This is a genomic window from Microcystis sp. M_QC_C_20170808_M9Col, from assembly GCF_007095495.1.
GTDB classification, from domain to species: Bacteria; Cyanobacteriota; Cyanobacteriia; order Cyanobacteriales; family Microcystaceae; genus Microcystis; species Microcystis aeruginosa.
Genome location: NZ_SFBZ01000206.1, coordinates 1 through 6206 on the forward strand (window position 1 = coordinate 1; position 6206 = coordinate 6206).

Genomic DNA, 6206 nt, shown 5'->3' on the forward strand with positions numbered 1-6206 from the left:
GTGATTATTGCCCCGATACCGGCACTAATTCCCCCAACAATCAGAGGTAAAATTAACCCCCGAAATCCCTGTAAGTCAGAAACAGACTTAACTAAAACAGATTGCTCGTTTTCTACTTTCTCTAATCTTTTATCGATGCCCTCAACCTTAAAGCCTAAGGCTTTAATCTCCCCTTTTAACTCCGATTGTCCTATTTCTACTTTGGTTAATCGTTCATCGATTTTGTCGAATTTTTGATTAACATCTTTTTGTAGAGAGTCTATTTTTCCCTCGATCCTTGTTAGAACAGCTTCTAGGGAATAAGTCACGGTTTCGTTAGACATGAGCTAAACTCCTATATTTTGCTATGTTGCGGTCTCGCGTAGCGAGCGCGTTGCGACCGCCTAATCTTCTTTGGGTGCGATTGCTCCAGTGGAGACCAATTCTCATAATTCTCCAGGCTGTACTCAGTAGCGATCGCATTAAAATAATCACACAATCAATTAAAAGTATAATAATACTAAATCCGTTGAGTAACGCACAGAAAACGGGTTTCTCGGAGAAACCCGTTTTCTACTCATGCAATAGGCAAAAGGGAGAATAAATAATCATTCTTTAATAACCGGATTTAATATTAGTAAAAATTATCAATTGAATGTTAAGAAGTGCGGAAAGTGGGATTTAATACTGCTCACTTAAAACTCAAATCTGATAACTGATAACTGGTAACTGGTAACTGATAACTGATAACTGATAACTGATAAATCCTTAGATTTCGGGGGCTTTTAGGGAATAAAGGGAGAAACTGGGGGTTTTTGCCTTTGCCTGTTGCACTAAACTGGGGACAGAATTACGCACTAGGGCGGTTAATTTATTGGTGGTAGCATCGTAAATCGTCGTCGCCACTTTGGGATAGAGTCCAATGCCGATAATTGGCACTAATAGAGAAGCGATGATAAAGACTTCCCGGGGTTCCGCATCCACTAGGGCATGGTGTTCTTCTAATTCCTTATTTTCCGGCCCGTAGAGAATTTCTCGCAACATGGACAAGAGATAAATCGGGGTGAGAATGACACCGATAGCCGCTAAAAAGACGATAATAACGCGGAAAGTGGGACTATAGGCATCACTGGTGGCAAAACCGATAAATACCATTAATTCCGCCACAAAACCGCTCATCCCGGGCAAAGCCAGGGAAGCGAGGGAACAGGTAGTCCACATGGCAAAAACTTTCTTCATTTTCTTGCCGACACCGCCCATCTCGTCTAACATCAGGGTATGGGTGCGATCGTAGGTACAACCGACCATAAAGAATAAACTCGCCCCAATCAGTCCGTGGGAAATCATCTGTAACATCGCCCCACTTGTACCAATATCGGTAAAGGAAGCCATGCCAATCAGCACAAATCCCATGTGAGAGATGGAAGAATAGGCAATTTTGCGCTTAAGATTGCGTTGGGCAAAGGAGGTTAAGGCGGCGTAGATAATATTAACTACCCCTAAAATCACCAAAACGGGAGCGAAAACGGCGTGAGCATCGGGTAACATCCCCATATTCATCCGTAAGAGCGCATAACCACCCATTTTAAGCAAAATTCCCGCTAGTAACATATGGGCGGGGGCAGTGGCTTCGCCGTGGGCATCTGGTAGCCAAGTATGGAGGGGGAAAATCGGCAGTTTTACCCCGTAGGCAATCAGGAAACCGGCGTAGAGGAATAATTGCAGTTTCAGGGGGAAGTCTTTACCAGCAATAGTCACCATGTCAAAGGAGACGGTATCGCCATAAAAAGCCATCGTCAGCGCCGCTACAAGGATGAATAGGGAGCCTCCGGCGGTGTAAAGGATAAATTTGGTGGCCGCGTAGAGACGGCGTTTACCGCCCCAAATGGAGAGGATGAGATAGACGGGGACTAATTCTAATTCCCAGACGAGGAAGAACAGTAACAGATCCTGGACGGCAAACACCGCAATCTGTCCCCCGTACATCAACAGCATCAGGAAGTAGAATAGTTTCGGTTTAAAAGTCACCGGCCAAGCCGCTAAGATAGCCAGAGTGGTGATAAATCCCGTTAAGATAATCAGAGGCATGGAGAGGCCATCGGCTCCTAAGGACCATCTTAGGTCAATTTCTGGCAACCATTGGTAACTTTCCACTAATTGCAGATTGGGATTAGCGAAATCGTAACTGCTATAGAAAGCGTAGATAATTAGGGCAAAGTCGATTAATCCCACCGTCAGAGCAAACCATCTCACGGTTTTACCGTCTTTATCGGGAATTATGGGAACTAATAAAGCGGCGACGATGGGAAAAAGGATGATGGCAGTTAACCAAGGAAAGTTTGTTAGATTCATCGGCTGTTTTAATATTTATTTAATCGTCAGAATCGAGAAATTAAGCTAAGGCTTTTTGACGGTTTTACCTAGCAAAACCGCCTTTTTTTCGCTTGTTCTCGCGGTTACATTTGACTGCACCTAAATCAATCTAGCAATTATTTTCCTGTCCTTGTCTGTTAATATTGTTAAGTTTCAAGAGACTTCTGGCTTAATTAGGGTTTGCTAAAAAAGTTTTTCGGTGGGGGCAGGGTGTGCCCCCCCCAACCCCCCCGACATCGGGGGGGCAGGTGGGGTGTGGGGTGTAGGGTTTTATACCATTAACCCATCCGACAAATATAGCGTTTCCTAAGCTAGTGAGGTACACATATTTTTCTTCCCTTTTGACTTTTGCCTCTTGCCTTTTGCCTAAAACCCATAACTTTTGTACCTCAGCAGACTGAAAAACGCTATAATTGTGCCTCCCTACTTAATCGGGCAGATCAAAGAGAACGCCCGTCATATAACGCTCTGCCCATTCCCAACCAAAGGCTTTTTCTAGTACACGCCGAGTTTTATCGTTTTTTTGCTGTTGACTACAATAATCCCGTTGTCCCTGTAAATAAATGCCAGTTTCTTCCCCGGAAAGAGGCTGACTTTCCCTAGCACATTTGCAGTGAATTGTCAAGAAATCTGTTACTCTTTGTAAAAATTGTCGTTCCTCGGCGGCGGTTTCGGGACGAATAAACAGACAATATTCCGAGAAAATATGACCCCAAGGCGGTAAATCACGAGCTTGGGCGAAATCGACCCCAGGTAAAGCCGCTAAAGCTTGATTATAGGCACTAGAGAGGGTTTTATCGCCACTGGTGGGAGAAAGATCCACAATAGCGGCACTGATTCCCGCTTTGCCGGAGACTATATCACATCCGAACATCGGCAGCGGATATTCTGGACGGGGGAACATGACACAGTGAAGGATATCCAAACCATTGCCCAGTTTAGCCAGTTCTAGGTGCATTTTGCGGAACTGGGGAGTTTGATAGCAGCGATTCTCGATAATTAATTTTTCCCCTTCTAAACGTCCCTCCACATAGCCTAAACCTTCGGGTAACTCAAAGGGCGACAAATCAAGATAATTTTCCCACTGGGACAAAATTGCTGTGGCTAATTGTCCAATCAGGGGATGAAGTAACGGTAAAATTTCAGGGTTGGTAACGGCTATCATAGGTCAGTTATCAGTTATCAGTTATCATTTATCAGTCATCAGCTTTTTGCTCCCTATCTCCCGTCTCCTGACTCCTGACATCTAAAATCCACTTTACCCCATGGAGCGATCGAGATTAAAACTGGGAAATATAAAATTAACTTCTTTGTCCTTCTCCCAATTTACCCTATGGTTAGCAGTGCCGCTCGTCCAAGACCTTCCTTAAAAACCCTCTGGCAAAAGATAGAATCTTCTCCCTTGCCAGAAACCGAGGAATCGATTATTTTAAGAATTCTGGTGCAAGCTTTAGTAATCGTCGGTATTATCGCCACCGATGTGGCTACTGATAGTTATACCAGTATTTGGGCCGTTCCTCTCAGTATTATCGGCGGAATCTGGAGTTGGCGACGCAGGAAAAAGCGCAATATTGGGGCAAAATTTTGTATAGCGATCGGAATGTTAGTGGTGTTGGCGCTATTCTTGGGTAATATCGTTGCGATGCAGGATAGTCGCATTGCCTTAACACAATTATTAATTCAACTGCAAATTCTCCATAGTTTTGACCTGCCCCGACGCAAAGACTTAGGTTATTCTATGGTAATCGGTTTAATTCTCTTGGGAGTCGCTGGGACAATCTCCCAAACCCTTGCTTTTGCGCCTTGGTTAATCCTCTTTCTGCTTTTATCCCTACCTACCCTAGTTTTAGACTATCGTTCTCGTTTAGGTTTAGATAATCTCAATCAGAGTCTCCCTTTCTTGGCAAAGAAACCCCCCCGTCTAGCTACAAAAAAATTAGTTTCCCCACAAAATTCTCCCCTTTCTCCCAAACGTTTCGGGATTTTCTTTCTGACAATTCTCCTCTTGGGATTGACAATTTTTGCCCTGATGCCGCGTTTTCCGGGTTATCAAATTCAATCTTTTCCCGTCAATAGTCCCGAAGGTATGGAAAATCAGGATTTTGAACAGGGAGACCGACAAATCGTTAACCCCGGCTATGTGCGCGAGGGTGAAACGGGGAATGGTGGCGTAAATGGCGGTAATAGTCCCACTACGGGGTCAGGACAGCTAGATTCTACCTTTTATTACGGTTTTAACCCCCAAATCAACCAAAATTTGCGGGGAAGTATGACTCCAGAAATAGTCATGCGGGTACGTTCTCAAGCCCCCGGATTCTGGCGCGCCATGGCCTTTGATCGCTATACTGGTCAAGGGTGGCAAATCTCGCGAGATCAAGAAGTAGAGGATTTAAATCGCAGTAGTTGGTCCTATCGCTTTTTTGTGCCGCTACCTGCAACCCAAGCCAAAACCCATCAGGTAGTCCAAACTTACAGCATTGTCTCCAGTTTACCGAATATTATCCCCGCTCTTACTTCGCCTCAGTTTCTCTTTTTTCCTACCCGACAGGTATCTTTAGACCGAGAAAATAGCTTAAGGTCGCCGGGGGGGTTAGCGGAAGGGCTAACTTATACTGTAATCTCACAAGTGCCGGAACGCAATCGCAGCCAACTGCGATCGGCCCCAGAAACTTACCCGAAGGCTATTCTCAAGTATTATTTACAAATTCCTGCCGAAATTGCCCCGAAAGTCCGCCGAAAAACCGAGGAATTGCTGGCAAAATCTCCCACACCGTTAACCTCTCCCTACGAGAAGGCCCTATATTTGGCCCAAGCATTAAAGCAAAACTATGAATTAAAAACCGATTTGCCCTTTTTAGCCGAAAATGAGGATTTAGTCTCGGCCTTTTTGTTTCGTTTTCAGGGGGGTTACGCCGATCATTTTTCCACCGTGTTAACGATTATGTTACGCTCGATCGGTATTCCTGCCCGATTAGCCACCGGTTTTGCTCCTGGCCAGTTTAATCCTTTCACTGGCTTTTATGTTGTCCAAAATACGGACGCTTACGCCATCACAGAGGTGTTTTTTCCAGGTTACGGTTGGTACACTTTCGATCCTATCCCGGGCCACGAATTAATTCCCCCATCCTTTGAGGAAGTGGAACCTTTTAGCGTCCTCAAGCAATTTTGGCAATGGGTAGCCGGATGGTTGCCCTCTCCAGTAACGGGTTTTCTCGGTCTGATTTGGGAAAATGTTATCGTCACTATCGGTAAGTTATTGGCATGGTTATGGCGCTTTATTTCCGGCAGTCTTTTAGGGGGAATTCTCGGCGGTTTAGTGGGGGTCGTCTTCGCTTACGCTGGTTGGTTAGGATGGGGACAGTTCCATCGTTGGCGTCGGGGTCGCAAGTTGGCAAAACTACCACCGATCGAGCGTTTATACCAGCAAATGTTAGGAATCTTAACAGAAGCCGGTTATGGCAAACATCCCGCTCAAACCCCTTTAGAATACGCCGCCGCCGCCCGCAGTGTCCAACCGCCCCCGGTGGCGAATATTATCGAGGAGATTGCTCGCGCCTACGTTGATTGGCGTTATGGCGGAAAATCTGCTAATATCGAGAGATTACGCCAACGTTTTCGAGAGTTGCTCAAGCTAGTGAAAAAGTGAGCTTGAGCCTATAGTTAGTAAGAGACCGTTCGTAAATTAATATTAAGCGCGGACTGGAGCCTTCTTCGCTCTCCGCCGCTGATTATCGATTAAACGGCGAAGCATAAGACGTATCATGGCAATATAAACGGCTCCCTCGTGATTTTCTGGTAGTTCCTCGTAATCCCGACATAATCGTCTCGATTTATCCAACCAAGACAAGGTTCTC

Annotated in this window: 4 protein-coding genes; 1 reads left to right on the forward strand and 3 read right to left on the reverse strand. The window is 45.3% G+C overall.

All coding sequences use genetic code 11. The annotated features are described in order from the left end of the window. From EWV68_RS12080 to EWV68_RS12090, 3 genes are all read right to left on the reverse strand, one after another. On the reverse strand, positions 1-323 hold a 323-nt coding region (locus EWV68_RS12080; protein WP_287169907.1), incomplete at its 3' end, for a DUF4164 family protein. 424 nt (positions 324-747) lie between these two features. After that, positions 748-2331, reverse strand: a complete 1584-nt coding sequence (ndhD1, locus tag EWV68_RS12085) for a photosynthetic/respiratory NAD(P)H-quinone oxidoreductase subunit D1 (protein ID WP_012264249.1) — start codon at positions 2329-2331, stop codon at positions 748-750. A 448-nt stretch (positions 2332-2779) separates the two neighbouring features. Beyond that, positions 2780-3517, reverse strand: a complete 738-nt coding sequence (locus tag EWV68_RS12090; protein ID WP_061430469.1) for a phycocyanobilin:ferredoxin oxidoreductase — start codon at positions 3515-3517, stop codon at positions 2780-2782. Positions 3518-3685: 168 nt separating this feature from the next. Here EWV68_RS12090 and EWV68_RS12095 point away from each other — a divergent pair, with 168 nt between their 5' ends. Then, positions 3686-5998 carry a transglutaminase TgpA family protein gene (locus EWV68_RS12095; RefSeq protein ID WP_061430468.1) on the forward strand — a complete coding sequence of 771 codons (2313 nt, stop codon included), beginning with the start codon at positions 3686-3688 and terminating at the stop codon, positions 5996-5998. Positions 5999-6206 lie beyond the last annotated feature (208 nt).

What these genes read in the sequence shown, in the direction of transcription:
- EWV68_RS12095 (WP_061430468.1), top strand. Translation starts at nt 3,686, where the DNA reads ATGGTTAGCAGTGCCGCTCGTCCAAGACCTTCCTTAAAAACCCTCTGG.
- ndhD1 (WP_012264249.1), bottom strand. Translation starts at nt 2,331, where the DNA reads ATGAATCTAACAAACTTTCCTTGGTTAACTGCCATCATCCTTTTTCCC.
- EWV68_RS12090 (WP_061430469.1), bottom strand. Translation starts at nt 3,517, where the DNA reads ATGATAGCCGTTACCAACCCTGAAATTTTACCGTTACTTCATCCCCTG.